Origin of the sequence: Mycoplasma sp. ATU-Cv-508 (assembly GCF_004011945.1) — a bacterium.
GTDB lineage: Bacteria > Bacillota_I > Bacilli_A > Mycoplasmatales > Metamycoplasmataceae > RYZV01.
In genome coordinates, this window is sequence record NZ_RYZU01000001.1 from 447,675 (window position 1) to 463,372 (window position 15,698).

A 15,698-nucleotide genomic window follows, 5' to 3' on the forward strand; every position below is an offset into this window, starting at 1 on the left:
TGTTTGCTGCTTCATTTTCTATTTTGTAACCAAAAACCAGACTTTGTACTTATACATTAGAAAAACATTTTAGACTATTTAAATCTCTTCTCACCTTAATCTTACCGAGAATTTAGTGCCGAGAACTTTTTTATTTTGGATAACGCGGAAATAAATTTTGTTTTTGTAAATGTAATTCAATTTAAGGTGAATTTTGCGGTTGATCCTTTTTTGAACTCACTGCTTAACGGTTAAATCTTGCACGCTTTCAAATTCCACGTTTTTGATTAGTTCGGCCAAAACCCGCATTTTTAAATCACCACTCACTTCCAGCGGTTAGGAGCAATTTGATTAATCAAGTGGGAATTGTCGTGTTCGTCATAAATTTCGCCAAAAATTTCCTCAATGATATCTTCAACCGTCACTAACCCAATCACCGCGTTTCCTTGCGTTTTACGAGTTGTGACAAACGCCATGTGCGTCTTGTTAATGCGCAGTTTTTCCAAAACTTTGCCAACCAATAAATTTTTGTCTACGTTAGGAATTTTTTGGATGTAATCGTAGGCTGTGCCCAGATTTTTATGAAGAATGTCTTTGAGCATCACCGCTCCTACAAAGCGGTGACCGCGCACAACTGGTAAACGAGAGTGGCCAGTTCGGCGAAAAATTTCCAAAAGATACTCAAGCGTGTCGTCAACTTTGACGTAAACGAAATTTTTGCGCAAAGTCATAATGTCTTTGGCTCTCAGCGAGTTAAGACCAATCGCCCGCGAAACAACTAGAGCCCCCTCTTGTTTAATCAATTTTTGCCGGGTTGCAATTGACAAAATTTCCCGAATTTCTTTTTCGGTGATGCTTGTTTTGGAAGAAAGAGCAATTCGCGAAAACGGGAAAGTGAACGGAAAGAGCAAAACATTAAAAAATTCCATCAAGTAGACAATTTTGGAAAGGTAGCCGTAAGAGTAGCGCTTGGCTAAAAGCTTGGGAATTATTTCGCCAAATAGGACCACGATTGGAGTTACAATCGCCGTAACAATGATTGGCACAAACGAAGAATTGACCATATCTGAGCCAGTTACCATGTTAGTGATTAAAGTGGTAGAAATAGACGAAAAGGCGATATTCACCAAGTTATTGCCAAGTAAAATGGTCGCTAGCGTTCACCCAAAAGATTTATAGTGCTTTTTAATTAGGCGGGCTGAACGGCGATTTTTCCGTAAGTTCTTTTCAATCGTGTACTTAGAAACGGATGAATAAGCTGTCTCGGCCGCCGAGAAAAACATCGAAAAGAAAAGCAGCAAAATTAACACGATTGCAAACGCTAATTGGATAGTTCAAGGCATTTCTAGTCCTTCTTGTCTGTGAAAAGACTGTAACTGGGGTTAAAAGAAAGAATTAAGTTGCCAGTCGCGCCGTTCCGGTGTTTAGACACAATAATTTCGGTTTGGTCTATTTCAGACTTAGGATCTTTATCGCGCTTGTAATACGCTTCGCGGTAAAGAAAAACGATTAAATCGGCATCTTGCTCAATCGCACCCGATTCGCGTAAGTCTGACATCATCGGAATTTTGTTTTCGCGCTGTTCTACCCGACGCGAAAGTTGCGAGAGTGCCACAATTGGAATGTTGAGTTCACGCGCCAGTTTTTTGAGAGTGCTAGAAATGATGCTTACTTCCATTTGACGATTTTCTGATAGGCGATTGCTAATTGAAATTAGCTGTAGGTAGTCAATCACGAGTAAATCGATTTGGGCGACTTTGGCCAGTCGTCGGGCTTTTCAAACCAAATCGGCTAATTTTAGTCCGGGGGAATCATCAACCCATAAGTTTAACTTTTTAATCGCCCGCGTAGCGACGTACATTTTGCGCGTTTCGTTCGGTGTTAAGTTTTTGGGATGGCGAATTTTATTGCCGTGGATAAAACTAAACGAAGCTAAGACGCGGTTAAAAAGTTGGACCGAAGACATTTCTAAGGAAAATATTCCGACTCTTTTGTTTTTAGCAACGTTAGTTGCGATGTTTAAGGCAAAGGCCGTTTTTCCCATTGAAGGCCGGGCGGCAACGATAATTAAGTCCCCGTTTTGAAACCCGAGAGTTAACTCATCAAAAGAAGGAAAGTCGGTTGGTAAACCAGAAACAGTTTGACCCGAAGCTTTTTGCTCAATTTCATATATGGTTCTTTCGATGATTTTTTCAGCACCGACAAAATCGCGGTACTCAAAACTGCGACTTTGGGAAATTTCTCGCTGGAATTCTTGGATTAAATCATCCGGGTCTTGTCTTTCGTCGGTAATTTTTTGACCAACCCGTTTTAGCATTGACTTAATTTTTTGGCGCTGGGAACGTTTAGCAATTTCGCGGATGTATTTATCTAAATTGGTGCGAATGCCGGCTAGGTCGATTAACTTGGACAAATAAGATTGGGCCGATTCTTTCTGGAAAGTTTGGTGGGATTTAATCGTTCCAAGCAATTCTTGCAAAACTAGCGACTGCTCAATTTCGACGTTATCTTGGAGCAGTTGTAAAATTGCCTGGTAAATAACCCGGTGTTTTTCGTTTTCAAAGTCCTCAACTTGCAAATAACCCCGCACTTTGTCAATTAAGGATGGTTCAATAAACAAAAGACCTAAAAGTTCGGCTTCAATTTGTAAACTAGTAACTTTAGTTTCCATCGCTTTTCACCTCAATTGGCAACCAAGCCGTGATGTTTTTTGACAGTTTAATCGGTACTTTGGTTTTGCCTAAAACACTTATTTTGAGATTTTCAATTCAAAGAGGGTTAACTTCAATTTGGTGTAAGCGCAATTCTTTACAAATTTGCTTACGCGTGATTGATCCGTGGATCCGTTGGTTGACCACCTTGAGATTAAAAGAAAAACTGAGACTCTCAATCGCGTTTTTAAGTTGCGTAAGCTCAAAATTGCGAGTTTCCGTTTTTTGACTTAGATCGGTAATTTTTTTATCCAGCAAATGTTTGGTCTTTAAGTTGTAAGGAACGGCCACACCGCGTTTAATTAGGTAGTTTTTAGCGTATCCATCTTTGACTTCGACCACCTGGTTGGCCTTGCCTAGTTCGCTGTCCTCAAGGAGAATTATCCGCATTATTTATCGCCTTTCCGTGAGACGATGGCTTGGATGACGTTATCAAGAAAAACGTTGAGAGGTTCGGTGGACTGAGCCGCACTCGCTCCAAAGTGTCCTCCCCACCAACTTGTTCGGCAATCGTTTGCACGTTAGTGTTAATGCCGCGCGCCGAAAGTTTTCAAACTTTTTTACCCGGAGTTTTGGCAATTACAAAGGCGGCTTTCCGACCTTGGGTACGTAAAATTTCGTCGGCCGCCAGTGAAACAATGTCGTCGGGCACTTCCCGTCGTAAGCGGCTAGAAAATACCCCTCTTTAACTTCCCTTAGTTCGCTCAAAATGGCGTTAACAAGCATTGAGTATTTGCTCGGAATTTTCAAAATTTCGGAGGCTATTTGCGATTGAGCACCGTGTTTTTCTAGTCAAGAAGCGGCGTCAAATGTCTTAGAGGAAATTGATTTTTGGAATTGCTTGGTATCAAGGTAAATCCCGTTGAGCATCAGTTGAACCGAATTTTTGGATGGCTTAATAGCGTAACGCGAAAAGATTAGCATTTCGGTAACGATTTCCGAAGCCGAAGAAGCAAATGTGTCAATGTAAATGTTTTCGATCGGAATTTCGTTTGGCAACTGGCTTGCCCGGTGGTGATCAATGACATAGACGTTGCTTAAGTTGGCTTTATCAAAGACACGCGGTTTTCAATTCGACTGATTTCGGCCGTATCAACGATAAAGATAACTGTCCCTCGGGACGTAAGTTTTTGAGCGCGGGCTGGGGTAATGAAAATTTCTAACTCGTCGCGCTCAAAAAAGTCGTTCAGCACTTTTTCGACGGTCTTGTCAAAAATTTTGTTTTGAATGTAAATCGGCTTGCCGATGTTTTTAAGCAGTTCGTAAATGCCAAAAGCAGCTCCAATCGCGTCTAAATCAGCGTCAATGTGACCGTAAATAATCACGTTTCGAACTGACGATTGACGAACTTTTTCCTCAATCATGGACGTGATCTGCTTAATTTTTACTCGCGAACTAGGAGCGGCAATTTCGGTTTTAGCTCCGAAGTAGCGCGGTTTTAAATTACTGTATTCAACCGCCACTTGGTCGCCACCCCGTGATTGAGCTTGCAGCAGCCCGTCTTTAGCAAGTTCAAGTAATTCTTTTTGCTGAGTTGATCCAGCTCCAAAGCCAATTGAAATCGTTAAACGTACGCCGTTCATGACGTTTTCGTTACGCACTTCGTCAAGAAAACTAAACTCTTGGCGTTTGAATTCCTCAAGCACACTTTCGTTGCAAACGAGAATGTATTTTCCGTGGACATACTGGCGGTAAATAATGTTGTAGCGATTAACAAGTTGGTCTAGCATTTTTAAAACGATCGTTTGCACGCGGTAAAGTTCATCCTCGGGCAAAACGCCTTGGAGCTGCTGGTAGTTATCAATTTCTAGTTCACCAAAGACGATTTTTTCGTCGCGGTAAGCTTTGAGTAAATTTTGTTCGGTTGTTACGTCTTTAACTACGATGGTACGGTTATGGGCGTTAACTTGTGCTTCGTAAACTAGGGAGTTAGTTTCAAAACGAAACTTGTCTTTTCCCGATTGCAACTTTTCGGCAAAGTCTTCTCCAAGACATTTAAATCTTGACCGATCAAAGTTTTTTCAAAACGCTGGTCCACAAACTGAGAAACCCAAATAATTTCGCCGTCTTTACTAAAAATGATGACTCCGACACCCGTGGTGTTAATTAAGTCATCAACGTAAAATTCGTAGGAATTACCGATGTTTTCCCGCCGTCTTTTGATGAGCCAGTAGTTATTGATGCCTAGCACCATCAACATAACGATCGTAGCGGCTAAAAGACCGACTAAAACCATCCGGTAAGTAAAACTAATCCGGAAGTAAAATCCGAGCAGAACAATGATTGTGACGTAAGTTGCAAACAGCAAAACGCTAAAAACGACTACGGCTAAACTGGAGCGTTTAATTTTCATCTTCACCAAAGATTATATAGTTATTTGCTTTCTCAATCATTCCTAGACCTGGTAGCAACCATCTTTTGACCTTTAACTCTTTTTGAGCCCGTTTGACGCGACTCAAAAAAATGTTTTTAGCGCTTAATTCTTTCGTTGCTGTAGGGCAACAAAGCCATGTAACGAGCTCTTTTAATGGCGTTAGAAATCGCTCTTTGCTGAAGCGCTGTCACGCCCGTTACTCGGGCTGGTAAAATGCGGCCGTGAATGTTAATAAATTTGCTTAAAAGTTCCACGTTTTTGTAATCAACGTATTTAACTTCGCGTCCAATGTATTGATTTTTGCGGCGACGTTTTCCGCCCTTTGCTTTTGAACGAGGTTTAGTTTTTCGAATTGTCATAAACTTCCTTTGCTTTTGATAAATTAGAGGTCAAGATCCCAAGGTACATCGTTTTCGCCCAGACTTTCTTTCTTTTGATCTGCAGCAAGGTTTTCTTTGATTGCGGGCTTCTCGTGCTCATCAGCGTTAATTTGGAGCTCTTGAGTGCGGGAGATGTTTTGGTTTTGGTTGCGGGCCTCAGCCACAGATTTAGTTTCCAAGGCACTGACGTGGTCACCGGTAATTTCGTAGCGAACTACCACTTGGTTATTGCTGTTTTGGTAAACCGAGGAGGTAAACCAACCTTCAACTGCGATTAACGCACCCTTTTTAAGGTATTTTTCCACGAATTCAGCTTGCTGACGCCAAAACTACGATCGGGACAAAATCGGCTTGGTTACGCGCTACTGGTCGGTTTACAGCGATTCTAAAACGTGCGTACTTAACTCCTAAACTGGTTTGGAACACATTCGGATCTTTGACTATTCGACCTACGAGCATAACTTTGTTCATTTTACTTTTCCTTTTCTTTTTCGGTTACTTCTTTGACCGTCTGATCTTCAGATGATGTTTTTGGAATTGGGTTTTCTGATTCAGGCGATGAAGCCGTTTTCTTCGATCAGTCTCGACTAGGGCGTTCATAGTTTCAACGCGGTTTTTCACCAGTTTGTGTTCGTTGGAGAGTCCGTGCACCAGGTCGCGGTTTACGGTCAGTTTTTTCTTGGTCAAGATTAACAACCAAATAACGCCAAACATTTTTGTTAAGGTTGGCTCGGCGGGTAAACTCAGCAATGTTGCTGCCGTCGGTTTCAATGTTAATTAGAATGTATTTAGCGGTTAAAGAGTTGTTAATCGGGTATGCAAGCTGATTTTTTTCGAAGGGACTAATTTGGTAAGAACCGGTTTTTAAAAACTTCTTGGGCCAGATTTTCGGTTTGCTTACTGTCGGCCTTGGGATCTACTATCAGCAAAATTTCATACTTAGGCATTAAAATGCCTCCTTTGGACGTTTGACCCTAATGAGGGTAGGAGCATTTGCTCAAGCGCATTATAAACGATTTGGCTCGGCAAGGTGCTCACGAATTGCTCGTTCTAACGTTTGCACAAGCCACTTCTTGCGGGCGGATACGTGAAAAAACCGCTTGTTTTGCTGCTCGGCTGATTTAGATAGCGCGTTTTTTTGGCTCTGGTTAACCAAGTCCCACTTGGTAAAGACTAGTCAGACTTGGTAATCGTTTCTTTGGGAGAGCAAATCAAGTCATTTTTGATCAATCGGCAAAATGTTGCGTCGACTGTCGATCAAAAGTAAAACGATTTTTAATTTTGGACGCTCTAAAAGGTACTGGCTAACCATTTTTTTGAGAGCGCTCGTTTGGAGTTGGCTAAGTTTAGCGTAACCATAACCAGGCAAATCGACCAAATCGTACTCGCCTTGGTTTGAAAACAAGTTAATTAAACGGGTCCGACCGGGCGTTTTGGAAAAATAAGCCAATCTTTTGGAATTAGTTAAGGCGTTAATTAAACTTGATTTACCAACATTGGAGCGACCAATTAAAGCCACTTCATTTTGGTTTGAAGTCGGCAGTTGTTTAACCGACTCGGCCGAAAGAGTAATTTTCCACATGGTCTTTACAAGTTGACCAGGTGTTTAAGACTTCTGACATACTGGGCTACGTAAGAACTTTCGTTGTCATACCAAGCGACCAGTTTGTGCATTCTTTTGCCGTCCACATCAATTGTTTGGGTTAGTTTAGCATCTAAAATTGACCCAAACAAGGAGCCGATCACGTCGCTTGAAACAATCGGCTCTTCCGTGTAACCAAACGATTCTGAAGATGCCGCTTGGAGCGCTTGATTAATTTGGTCGCTGTCAACATTTTTTCCCAGTTCGACCACTAAGTCCACTACCGATCCTGTGATGATTGGAACGCGCATGGCAATTCCGTCAAGGCGCCCTTTCAGTTCGGGGATCACTAATCCGATCGCCGAAGCTGCTCCGGTTGAAGTCGGCACAATGTTAACCGCAGCAGCCCGGGCTCTTCTTAAATCCGAGTGGGGAGCATCAACTAATCTTTGGTCAGCTGTGTAGGCGTGAACAGTTGTCATAAAACCGCGCGTAATTTTGAATTTTTCGTGAAGAACTTGTACAACCGGTGCTAGGCAGTTGGTCGTGCAAGAAGCAGCCGAAACGATTTGATCCTTGCTGGTAAGATTTTGGTGGTTAACGCCGTAAACAATCGTTTTCATATCGCCTTGACCCGGTGCTGAGATCAGGACTTTTTGGGCTCCCGCTTTTAAGTGTTTACCAGCCGCTTCTTTGCTTCTAAAAAACCCCGTTGATTCAACCACGGCATCCACACCCATTTTTTTCCACGGCAATTTTTCGGGGTCACGCTCGGAAAAAACCGCAATTTTTTGACCGCCAACAATTAGTAGGTTTTCACCCACTTCAACGGGTAAATCAAATTTACCTTGGGCTGAATCGTATTTTAGTAGGTGAGCCAAAACGTTTGGGGCCGTTAAATCGTTAATAGCAACAACTTGAAAATTTTTGTCCTTAATAATTTGACGAAAGACGAGTCTCCCGATTCTACCAAAGCCATTGATGGCGATTTTTTTCATATTATCTCCCGAACTGTCAAGTTCTTTTTCACATTATACGGCAATTTAAACGTCATTATTTTTGAGCTCGAGCGGCTCAGAAAGTTGGATAATTTTGCTAATCAAAGCTTGGGCTTTGTGAAGTTCGGGTAGTCGCTGGTTTTGGGTTTTAGCTTGGATTTGTAAAAGTTTTTCAACTGAGTAAGGTGAACTAAAAAAAGTTGGTTTTTGTTTTTCTAAGCGGTAGGCAAAAATTTGGTATAAAAATTCGTCGCGAAACCAGGGCGCGATAATTTCGTTACCAATGTCATCACAAAAGAGAAAGTCAACATTTTTGAGCAAATTTTTTAAATTATCGTACTCTTCGTTTTGTTGAAAAGCACGGCGAACGTAATTAACTAGGTCGGGCACAAAAACGTAGCCGACTTCGTAGTTTGTTTTGGCTAACTTTTTCACAATTCTTTTAAGGATAAAAGTTTTTCCCGATCCGTGTTTGCCCCAGAGGTAAAGCCCTTTTTTGCTTTGGTCAGGGTTAGCAAAAAAACCACGGATCCAATTTCCAACTTGAGCCCGACTTGGTTTAACTCAAAAATCCTTGTGATTTTCAAAGTCAATCGCTTGGATGTGATTAGTGACGATTCTCTTTAGGTAGAGATCTTTTTGCCCTTGGGGCGAAAGCACCTCCATCCGACGCACTTGTCCGCTGTCAGTTAAGTAAAAAGAAGTCCAGTAAGGTTGATCGGGACTTTCGGTTTGCTCGCTCATGTCAATCATGATCGGAATTGCCTCGATCATTTGCTGGTCGGTTAAATTAAGTTCTTGCACCCGCTTAGCAATTCGCTCGTTTTGGAGCAGTTCGGCCAAAATTTCTTGAACATTGAAATCGTTCATTAGAATTCTCCCAAGTCTTCAAACAGTTTTTTCAAGTTAATTTTTTGTTGTCCCTTTGGCGTTGAATCGCAAGTTTCTATCAAAGTATCGGTGGAGTTAAAAATTAGTTTGGATTCGCGTGCTCGAGTTAGTTCGCTTTGCACTTCTTGAAGATGGTTAATTTGCTTGTGTTTTAAATCTTGAGCAATTTTGAGAACGTGATTAGCAATTACTTTGCCATCGTTAACTTCAAAAGAGTAGTGAATGATCGTGTTGACGATCGGACTTAAATAGCCGAGTTTATTAATTTGCTCTAAAACCGCGAGCAGACTAGGCGAAGGTCGGCGGTTAGTAAGGTAGTGAAAGTACTGGCACTCGGTAAAGAATTGATTGCTTCTTGGGGATTTTTAAACCGAGCGATATCAATTTCCAAGGTGTTGTCGTTAGCTTCCAAATTAAGCGCCTGAGTTCCAAACACATCCGGGAATTTAGCGGTGTTCTCAACCATTTTTTGTTTGGCAAATTGGCTTTGATCGAGACTCAAAGTTAAGTACTGGAAAAATTCGGGACTCACCTTTTTTTGGAGTAAGTTAATTAGAAGACGGTTTTCCAAAAACTTTTTTCTTTCCAGCGGACGGTTAATAACGATTAAAGTTTGCGTTTGGTCTTGGCTTACGTAAGTGCGTAGTAGACCAACTCCACCCAAAACTTGCAAGGCCGCCTCAATTTGCTTTTCGCCTATGTTTAACGCTTCACCAATGAATTGGAAAGGTAAGTAATTTTGACTTTGCCGAGCGATTTTTGCGTATCCAAGTAATTGTCGGTACAAACTGGTTGGTTCAAGACCGATAATTGGTTGGTAAAAGGTTTCTAAACAAAGCAGTTGATCTTTGTTGAGAAAGACATTTTTTTCAACGAGGAAAAATTTGGGCATCAGTAGTTTAAGTCCAATCTAGCGGATTTGAGAATTAGGAACAAATTAACTATAACATTGCCCTAATTAGTCCCACTTATTTCCTCAAAAATGACTTAATTTTTCCTAGGTTATCCACACCCAGAGGGTCTTAAAAGGCCGGTAAAACCGATGTTTAATGGTCAAAATTGACTTATTAACACCCGTATTTTGTGAAAAAAATGACCCTCTAAATTTAAACCGGGTCAATTTCGGCTTTCAACTTGTTAACCAGCGAGAATAATTCGTATTTTTGAAAGAATTTAATCCCAAAAAAGACGTTTTTTGATTCGTATTTAAGTTCGTCAAGTTCAAAAGGCACTTGGAGTTGGTTTTCCAACTTTACCAATTGGCGCGTCAAAAAAGCTTGCTTTTGGTCTTTGACCAGTTTTTTTGCTACTCCAGGCGGTAAATCCGGTAGGTGGTCGTAGATTTTTTCTAACGATTGGTATTCTTGTAGCAACTTAAGCGCCGTTTTTGGGCCGATGCCGGTGATGCCTGGTAAATTATCGGAACTATCACCGACCAGACTTTTGTAATCCACGATTTGCTCGGGCACTAATCCAGTGTGTTGCCTAAAGTTTTCAAGATTTAAAACGATCGGTTTTTTGCGTCCGCTTTGGGGCGCGATTAGACTTACGCCGGGCGATACGAGTTGTCAAAGGTCGCGGTCTCCAGAAAAAACTGTCATTGTCAGTTTGTTTTGGTACTTATTTACGAGGCTAGCGATCAAGTCATCGGCTTCGTAACCTTCCAAAGCATAATGTTTGATTTTCAAACTGTCAAGCATTTCGTACATGATTGGAAATTGGAGTTGGAGCGCCTCAGGCGCTTTGGTTCGGTTAGATTTGTACCGCTCGCACATTTGGTGCCGCTTGGTTTTCTTGCCGGTGTCAAAAGCGACAAACAGGTAATCGGGCTGATGGGTAAAAACTAAGTTAATCATCATGCGTCCAAAAGTTAAAAGTGCGTTAACTGGTAAATCAGAGGAGTTAGTCAAAATTTCTCTGCCCGGCGTCATGGTTCCGTAGTAGGCTCGAAAAAATAAGGAGTTGCCGTCTACGAGCACCATTTTTTTATTGTTTATCAATTGACACTTCCTTTCACCCATCTTCCAAAGTTCAAACTAAAGTTCCTTGTCGCTGTGATCGTTTAATTTTACCTTGGTAAAGCCGCCCCGCGTTAGTGGTTTTGGCGATCTTTTTTCAGTAGGACGGAAAAACTAACACATCGGTTCCAAAGGAAGAGTCCACTAAGTAAAGCACTCCATCCTTTGCCGGTCTTTAGTAAAGGTAGTTAATCTCTTTTCTAGTCAAACGACAATTTCGGTCGCTTTTTCAAGCGGTAGATTGATTAACTTGATTGGGCCTTCGTACGGAGAGGTAAAATAGTTACTAACTTGGAGACTAGTCGTTTCAACTTCCCACTTTGCTTGTTGGTAGTTATTGGGTGGTATTTTTTCAATCTCGGGCACCTCAGCCAAGTTTTCCTGGACTTTTCCGTCCACTAGAACCATTGACGCGTAACGGAGCAACTTGCTTAAGTTATGCATTAAAGTGGTTGAATTAAGAAAAGTTCGGAAAGCATCGGCTTTAACTAGCGACTGGGTCACGCTGTCGCTCAGTTTGACAATTTTAAGCGCTTCTATAATCGTGAGCAAACTTTTAAAAGGTTTGAGTTGGCGTGCTTGAATGATTTTACTGTAAGCGGCCTGGCCAACCCCTTTAACAATCGTGAGCGGCAAAATTAAATTTTTGTTTTGGTTAATAGTTGTGTCGAGAGAGTTAACTATGTCGGGTCCCAAAGTTAAAATGCTTTTGCTTTTTGCTTCGTTAATGTAGTTGCGAATCATGGTTGGCGAGTCTAGCGATGAGTTAATAATTGCGGTGTAAAATTCGACGGGGAAACGTGCTTTTAAATAAGCGAGGCGGTAAGCCAGCATGGCGTAAGCCACGGCATGAGACTTGTTAAAACCGTAATCGGCAAATTTTTCAATGTACTGGTAAACGCGCTCAGCCAGCTCTTGGGAGTGGCCTTTTTGCTGAGCTCCTAAAAAAAATTCCTTTTTCACCGAATCAAGTAGTTGGAAACTTTTTTTACTAATTGCTCAGCGCAAAACATCAGCCCGAGCGGGCGACATACCGGCAAAAAACTGGGCGATTTGAATAATTTGTTCTTGGTAAACAATGATGCCGTAAGTTGAGGCTAAAATCGGGTCAATGCTTGGATCCAGTTTGGCGATTGGCTGGCCCATTTTGCCCGCTACGTAAAGGTCAATGTTATCCATTGGTCCGGGTCGGTAGAGCGAAATAATCGCGATCACATCGTTAAGCGAAGATACTTGCACTTTTTGGAGCGTTTTTTTCATTCCGAACGATGATTCGAGTTGAAAAATGCCGCTCGTGTCACCGGCGGTTAAAAGTTTGTTAGTAGCCGGATCGTCAAAGGGAATTTTGCGGAGGTTAATTTTTTTCTGGTAGTTTTCTTGGACTTCCTTTTGAATCGCTTGTAAAACTGTTAAGTTACGTAGTCCAAGAATATCAATCTTGAGCAGACCCTGGTCGTCTAAGTAATCCATGGAAAATTGAATTTGGGTTAAGTTTTGGTAACCACTTAAAGTCGGCGCTCGACTAGTGATCGGTTTTCTGTTTAAGACTACCCCAGCCGCGTGAGTTCCCAACTGACGGGGCAAGCCCTCGATTAAAGCGGCTTTAGCAACGAGCGACTGGAGTGTTTTGTTTTGGTCAACGATTATTTTGTAGGCTTTGACGTGGCGGTAAGTTTGATCCAGAGTGAAGTTATGCGGCACAAGGCGAGTTAACTGCTCGACCAAGGCGATGTTAAGACCTAAAAATCTCCCAACATCCCGGAGGGCCATTTTGGCACCCAATCTTTGGAAAGTGGTAATTAGGGCCACGTGTTCAAAACCGTATTTTTTAAACAGGTATTCGATGATTTCAAGCCGTCGGTTATCTTGAAAATCAATGTCAATGTCGGGCAAAGTGCTTCTCTCTAAGTTCAGAAAACGTTCAAAAACTAAGTCAAATTGGATTGGATCAACTTCGGTGATCATCAGAAGGTAAACTACCAGCGAACCAGCCGCGGAACCTCGACCTGGACCGACTAAAATATTTTGGCTTTTGGCTCAAGCCACCAAATCGTGAATGATTAAAAAGTAGTTAGCAAACCCGAGTTTATTGATTACCGCGATTTCTTTTTCGGCTCGCTTGACGTAAACGGATTTAGTTTTAGAATCCAGTCCCATCTCGTCAATTTTTTGCCGAACTAACTGATCCAGAAATTTTTCCGGACTTTCTGAGGCGCCTATTTCAAAAGGAGGTAAATCTATTTTTAATTCGGGTAAGTTGAGGTTAACTTGACTAACTAAATCAATCGCCCTTTGAACGGCCGGGTGTTTTTCAGACACGTTAACTGGGTAAGGTTTAAATTTGAGCGGAGCTTTCCCGAAGCGATTGTCAATGCTTCGGAGAATTTCTAAAACGTCGTTTTCTTTTTCTGAGTTAAGAATCCGTGTTTCGGGCACATAAACCGCTCCGCTTATTTCGCTAGCCGGATCATCAACTCCCACCCAGTAATTATCCAAAGCAAGTTTTTCTCGAAAACGAGCGTAGTAGCCTAGTCGGGGGTGATCAATCACGAACAAGTTTTTGGCATCAATGTCAGTTAAGGCGATAGTTTGGTTGTGCATTTTTCGCGACGAAAGACGCACTAACTCTAAGTAACCGGCGTAATTTTGGGCGATTAAAATGAGTTGGTAATCTTCTAAGTCTAGGTCAAGACCAACGACTGGTTTGATTTGATTTTGCCGACACTTGTGAATAAATTCGCTCACGCCGTGCAAAACATTGTGGTCTGTGATGGCCAATGCTTTGAGTTTTTTATCTTGGGCAAAGTTAATTAAGTTGTCAATTTTAATCGTTGATTCAAGCAAAGAATACTCGGTTGCGGTGTGAAGAGATGTAAAACTGACCATAGTGTAATTATAGTGAGAATAATTTGAGCAATTAGCAGGTGAACCGATCCAAGAAAAATTAAAATTCTGGGCGGGTAAAATCGTAAATTTGCGAGTGCTTTGTTAGGGCATCTTTTTCGAGTTGATCCAAGAGAGGCGCCATTTTTTGTTCCAATTTTTGGGCGACCACATCTTTGGGTTGGGTGATTGGATTAGTCGGCGCAAAAAGTTCACAAGTTTCCTGAGCGGGCAAAATTGAAAACTCGTAAGTCCCATATTTTTTAGCTTTGGCAATTATTTCTATTTTGTCAAAAGTTAAAAGAGGCCGATAAATTGGCATTCTAGTTTTGGGAAGAGATAGTTGCAATTGACTCCAAAGTTTGCGAAGCCACCTGGCCAAGACTTTCTCCGTTGGAAATACCAAGGTATTTTTCTCTTTGGCAAATTTGATCAGCGATGCGGTAAAAAGATCTTCGCATTAAATTAATTCGGTAATTTGATTTTTCGGTCAGCAAAATCAAATTTAACAACTTAGAGAAATCGACTTGGAAAAGCCGCGCTGAATTTTGGTAGCGAGTGCAAAACTGAATAATTTCGTGAACTTTAGCGGCACTTTTTTGGTCGGTGCTTGGTGGCGTGATAAAGTTGAGAAAATCCACGTGAACTCCTCTTTTCATCATTTCTAAAGCTGCCACGGGCGAATCTATTCCGCCCGAAATCAAGTGCAAAGTTTTGCCGTTTATCCCGGTGGGCAAGCCGCCTAATCCGACTCATCTTTCCCAAATAAGTAGGCTTGCTGTTTACGAATTTCTACTTCCAAGTTTAAGTCAGGATTTTTAAGGTCAACTCGTCACTCGGGTTTTCTCAGGCTAACAATTGTGCCGAGCTGCTTTTCAAGCGCGCTCGTACGATGGGGTAATCTTTTCAATGACGGTTGACGCTAACTCGAAAAGTGCTCACTTCGGATGGCAAATTAACTTTTTGAGTCGTTGACTTTAATTTTTCTAACTGGTGGCTGACGCTTTGGACGGGAGAATAAGAACTAATTCCAAAAACGTAGCGCAGTTTCTCTAAGTTAGATTGACTGTAAGGAACAAAGATGCGGTCAAATTCGCTGCTAACTTTGGTGCCCAAACTGATCCGAATGTTTTTCACCAGTTGAGCCATAAATTCACGGCGATTTTTACCTTTTAAAGTTAACTCACCTAGGCGAACTAAAATTAGGTCGTACTTAAGCATACTTAACTTCTCCTAGGTAAGCAATAATTCCGTTCAAGGCATCGCTGTATTGGCCGGCCATAAAATCTTTTTCGGCTTTTGACAACACATAAGCTAAACGTTTGTTTAAACCGCGTTGAATTGATAGTTCCTTAATCATGTTTTTAGCCATGCGAGCGATTTGCAAATCCAAGTTAACTGCTTGGTAAAGTTTAGCGATTTGCTTGGTCAGTTGGTCAATTTTTTCGCTAGTTTCCCGGTCAATTTCGTTTTCAAGACTGAGCGGATTAATTTGGGAGACTTGCGCCAGTAAGTTGGTAAGACTTTTTTTTCTTTCCGCGTTAAGAGCAATTTTATGAGTGCGCATTTCAAAAACAAGTTCTTCTAAAGCCGACTTTAGTTGTCGAATTTGTTTTGGTATTTGATTGATTTAACACTTAGGTCTCAAATTAATTTTTCGCAGTGCTTGGCCAAAGTCACCATTTTCCCGATTTGTAAAACGATTGCTTTCATTTGTTCAATTTTGCGAAGAGGCGAAAAATTTTCCTGAGTGAGCGATTTTTTTCACTCTTGGTAGTTGGCTAGTGTGACCTTATTTTGTCGATCCAACGCATCAAAGTTATCAAGCAACTCATGTCCGATTTGTTTGCCCTGTTCCACGGCAGACCGGTACATTTGCCGT

22 protein-coding genes are annotated in these 15,698 nt (G+C 41.5%); all 22 read right to left on the reverse strand.

Annotated features, from left to right (window positions below):
- Positions 1 to 78: 78 nt before the first annotated feature.
- The gene (locus tag CSH31_RS02615) at positions 79 to 306 is read right to left on the reverse strand and encodes a hypothetical protein (protein ID WP_128008738.1); all 228 of its coding nucleotides are present in this window, start codon (positions 304 to 306) and stop codon (positions 79 to 81) included.
- Positions 291 to 1,322 carry a hemolysin family protein gene (locus CSH31_RS02620; protein WP_128008739.1) on the reverse strand — a complete coding sequence of 344 codons (1,032 nt, stop codon included), beginning with the start codon at positions 1,320 to 1,322 and terminating at the stop codon, positions 291 to 293. The genes CSH31_RS02615 and CSH31_RS02620 overlap by 16 nt, the downstream gene beginning before the upstream one ends.
- A gap of 2 nt (positions 1,323 to 1,324) precedes the next feature.
- Complete coding sequence (dnaB, locus tag CSH31_RS02625) at positions 1,325 to 2,650, reverse strand: replicative DNA helicase (RefSeq protein WP_127942874.1); 1,326 nt, start codon at positions 2,648 to 2,650, stop codon at positions 1,325 to 1,327.
- Complete coding sequence (gene rplI, locus CSH31_RS02630) at positions 2,640 to 3,080, reverse strand: 50S ribosomal protein L9 (protein ID WP_127942875.1); 441 nt, start codon at positions 3,078 to 3,080, stop codon at positions 2,640 to 2,642. Before rplI ends, dnaB begins: the two co-directional genes overlap by 11 nt.
- Positions 3,081 to 3,269: 189 nt before the next feature.
- Positions 3,270 to 3,689, reverse strand: coding sequence for a hypothetical protein (locus tag CSH31_RS04405; protein ID WP_161565690.1), 420 nt, complete (start codon positions 3,687 to 3,689; stop codon positions 3,270 to 3,272).
- A gap of 38 nt (positions 3,690 to 3,727) precedes the next feature.
- Positions 3,728 to 4,657 carry a DHH family phosphoesterase gene (locus CSH31_RS04410; protein ID WP_161565691.1) on the reverse strand — a complete coding sequence of 310 codons (930 nt, stop codon included), beginning with the start codon at positions 4,655 to 4,657 and terminating at the stop codon, positions 3,728 to 3,730.
- Positions 4,612 to 5,043 carry a hypothetical protein gene (locus CSH31_RS02640; protein ID WP_128008741.1) on the reverse strand — a complete coding sequence of 144 codons (432 nt, stop codon included), beginning with the start codon at positions 5,041 to 5,043 and terminating at the stop codon, positions 4,612 to 4,614. The genes CSH31_RS04410 and CSH31_RS02640 overlap by 46 nt, the downstream gene beginning before the upstream one ends.
- 116 nt (positions 5,044 to 5,159) lie before the next feature.
- The gene (rpsR, locus tag CSH31_RS02645) at positions 5,160 to 5,423 is read right to left on the reverse strand and encodes a 30S ribosomal protein S18 (RefSeq protein ID WP_127942877.1); all 264 of its coding nucleotides are present in this window, start codon (positions 5,421 to 5,423) and stop codon (positions 5,160 to 5,162) included.
- A 23-nt stretch (positions 5,424 to 5,446) separates the two neighbouring features.
- Complete coding sequence (locus CSH31_RS02650) at positions 5,447 to 5,749, reverse strand: single-stranded DNA-binding protein (protein WP_128008742.1); 303 nt, start codon at positions 5,747 to 5,749, stop codon at positions 5,447 to 5,449.
- Entirely contained in the window at positions 5,733 to 5,903 is a 171-nt protein-coding gene (locus tag CSH31_RS04985) for a single-stranded DNA-binding protein (protein ID WP_161565692.1), read from the reverse strand. Before CSH31_RS04985 ends, CSH31_RS02650 begins: the two co-directional genes overlap by 17 nt.
- A 547-nt stretch (positions 5,904 to 6,450) precedes the next feature.
- Positions 6,451 to 7,026 (reverse strand): ribosome biogenesis GTP-binding protein YihA/YsxC, encoded by a 576-nt coding sequence (gene yihA, locus CSH31_RS02665; RefSeq protein ID WP_128008744.1) that lies wholly within the window; start codon positions 7,024 to 7,026, stop codon positions 6,451 to 6,453.
- Between the two features lie 5 nt (positions 7,027 to 7,031).
- Complete coding sequence (gene gap / locus CSH31_RS02670; RefSeq protein ID WP_128008745.1) at positions 7,032 to 8,024, reverse strand: type I glyceraldehyde-3-phosphate dehydrogenase; 993 nt, start codon at positions 8,022 to 8,024, stop codon at positions 7,032 to 7,034.
- 45 nt (positions 8,025 to 8,069) lie between these two features.
- Complete coding sequence (locus tag CSH31_RS02675) at positions 8,070 to 8,894, reverse strand: DnaA/Hda family protein (RefSeq protein WP_127942882.1); 825 nt, start codon at positions 8,892 to 8,894, stop codon at positions 8,070 to 8,072.
- A gap of 292 nt (positions 8,895 to 9,186) precedes the next feature.
- The gene (locus tag CSH31_RS02680) at positions 9,187 to 9,807 is read right to left on the reverse strand and encodes a hypothetical protein (RefSeq protein WP_128008746.1); all 621 of its coding nucleotides are present in this window, start codon (positions 9,805 to 9,807) and stop codon (positions 9,187 to 9,189) included.
- A 214-nt stretch (positions 9,808 to 10,021) separates the two neighbouring features.
- On the reverse strand, positions 10,022 to 10,915 hold the full coding sequence (locus CSH31_RS02685) for a 5'-3' exonuclease H3TH domain-containing protein (RefSeq protein ID WP_161565693.1): 894 nt from the start codon (positions 10,913 to 10,915) through the stop codon (positions 10,022 to 10,024).
- On the reverse strand, positions 10,902 to 11,090 hold the full coding sequence (locus tag CSH31_RS02690) for a hypothetical protein (RefSeq protein WP_128008748.1): 189 nt from the start codon (positions 11,088 to 11,090) through the stop codon (positions 10,902 to 10,904). The genes CSH31_RS02685 and CSH31_RS02690 overlap by 14 nt, the downstream gene beginning before the upstream one ends.
- The gene (gene dnaE / locus CSH31_RS02695) at positions 11,078 to 13,819 is read right to left on the reverse strand and encodes a DNA polymerase III subunit alpha (protein WP_128008749.1); all 2,742 of its coding nucleotides are present in this window, start codon (positions 13,817 to 13,819) and stop codon (positions 11,078 to 11,080) included. Before dnaE ends, CSH31_RS02690 begins: the two co-directional genes overlap by 13 nt.
- Positions 13,820 to 13,877: 58 nt before the next feature.
- A complete protein-coding gene (locus tag CSH31_RS04990) occupies positions 13,878 to 14,138 on the reverse strand; it encodes a hypothetical protein (protein ID WP_345775176.1) in 261 nt (86 codons plus the stop codon).
- Between the two features lies 1 nt (position 14,139).
- On the reverse strand, positions 14,140 to 14,553 hold the full coding sequence (locus CSH31_RS04995) for a hypothetical protein (protein WP_345775177.1): 414 nt from the start codon (positions 14,551 to 14,553) through the stop codon (positions 14,140 to 14,142).
- A 67-nt stretch (positions 14,554 to 14,620) separates the two neighbouring features.
- A complete protein-coding gene (locus tag CSH31_RS04645) occupies positions 14,621 to 15,037 on the reverse strand; it encodes a hypothetical protein (protein ID WP_236630700.1) in 417 nt (138 codons plus the stop codon).
- Positions 15,030 to 15,383 carry a hypothetical protein gene (locus CSH31_RS02705; protein WP_128008750.1) on the reverse strand — a complete coding sequence of 118 codons (354 nt, stop codon included), beginning with the start codon at positions 15,381 to 15,383 and terminating at the stop codon, positions 15,030 to 15,032. Before CSH31_RS02705 ends, CSH31_RS04645 begins: the two co-directional genes overlap by 8 nt.
- A gap of 29 nt (positions 15,384 to 15,412) precedes the next feature.
- A complete protein-coding gene (locus tag CSH31_RS02710) occupies positions 15,413 to 15,691 on the reverse strand; it encodes a hypothetical protein (protein ID WP_128008751.1) in 279 nt (92 codons plus the stop codon).
- Positions 15,692 to 15,698 lie beyond the last annotated feature (7 nt).